At 75.2% G+C, this 1,421-nt stretch carries 2 protein-coding genes; one reads left to right on the top strand and one right to left on the bottom strand.

The features are described from left to right. The coding region (locus tag D471_RS0103340; RefSeq protein WP_017597313.1) for a hypothetical protein at window positions 1-506 on the bottom strand (506 nt) is incomplete at its 3' end. Between the two features lie 66 nt (window positions 507-572). Here D471_RS0103340 and D471_RS0103335 point away from each other — a divergent pair. After that, window positions 573-1,178: a TetR/AcrR family transcriptional regulator gene (locus tag D471_RS0103335; RefSeq protein WP_017597312.1), complete on the top strand. Its 606-nt coding sequence runs from the start codon at window positions 573-575 to the stop codon at window positions 1,176-1,178. Window positions 1,179-1,421: the final 243 nt, after the last annotated feature.

The raw sequence follows: 1,421 nt of genomic DNA, 5'->3' as shown, positions 1-1,421 counted from the left end.
CGCGTCTCCGCGGCGGGCGAGCGCCGCGAGAGGACCCGGCGCAGGAGGCGCACGTACGGGCTCCACCGCGCCGGGGCGCGGACCGTTCCGGTGCCGGCGCGTTCGGCGCGGTCGAGACAGTCCTCCAGCAGCGCGTCGTGCAGCCAGCGAAAGACGAGGGGCCAGCTCAGGCGGGCCGCACCATGCGTGCGCATGGCGAGCAGGTGGCTGAGGACCGCCCCTCCGGAACCGTCGGGGCGGACGGTGAACTCGTGGAATCCGTCGAAGCCGCGCGGCCCCTGGAAACGGAACCGCACCCAGTGGCCGGGGACGTACTCCTCCACCGTGTAGCGGACGGGCCCGTGGCCGCCCACGGCCCCGGCGGCCAGCGGCGCGTCGAGGCGCATCGCGGGCCAGTCGCGGCTCGGCCAGAGGGGGTCGTCCGGGGACGACAGACCGTCGACCAGGGCTCCCGCACGCTCGGGCGCGATGGGAAGGCGGCGTTCGTGGAGGTTGTAGACACCCATGCCCACTCCTTGCGGATTATTTTAGAGAGGTATCTCTAAAACAGGATAGGGCATAGGCTCCCAGCCATGGGAAGGCCCGCACGTTTCAGCACGGACGACCTGGTCGCGGCCGCGGTCGGGCTGGCCGCCGAGAAAGGGCCGGCGGCGGTGACGATGGCGGCGGTGGCGCGCGCCGCCGGAGCCCCCAGCGGATCGCTCTACCACCGCTTCGCCAACCGGCCCGCCCTCCTGGCCGCGGTGTGGCTGCACGCCCTGGAGTCCTTCCAGGAGGGCTGCCGCGCCGCGCTGTCCGCATCCGAACCCCTGACCGCCGCCGCGGACACCGCCCGGTACGTGCTGGAGTGGAGCCGGTCCCGTCCGGACCTGGCCCGGATCCTGCTGTGGCGGTCCGCCGACTTCGACGAGACCGCGTGGCCGGACGCCGACCGCGTGCGTCTGGAGTCGGCCAACGCCGAGGTCGGGGCGCTCCTGGCCGTGCTGGCGCGGGACCTGCGCGACCCCGGCGAACCGGAGGAGCGGGCGAGGGAGCGGGTCGCCCTGGCCGTGGTGGAGCTGCCCCTGGCCCTGGTCCGCCGCCACCTGGTGCGGGAACGGGGTGTTCCCGAGGAGGCGGCGTCCCTGGCCGCCGACGCGGCCCGGCGCCTGCTGACCCCGCCTCCCACCCCCGCCTGAGCCGACCGCCGGGAGCGGAACGGAAGGCGGGAGACCGGGGCCGGAGCGGTGCGCCTGGGAACGGCCGTGTACGACGCGGTGTCCGCCGTCCCGTCCGCCCCGTCCACGCGGTGGTCGCCCCGGCGCTGACCGACGCGGTCCGGGGTGCGGCTACCCTCGTGCGCGACCACGCCGTGGTCGCGGGACCGCTCACCGGGAACCGACACGACACGGCGGCACGACCCCAGGAGCCCCGCACATGCA

It is taken from the genome of Nocardiopsis lucentensis DSM 44048 (genome assembly GCF_000341125.1).
Taxonomy (GTDB): Bacteria; Actinomycetota; Actinomycetes; order Streptosporangiales; family Streptosporangiaceae; genus Nocardiopsis; species Nocardiopsis lucentensis.
The sequence above is the reverse complement of the archived record's forward strand: the minus strand, read 5'-3'. Positions and strand labels throughout refer to the sequence as shown.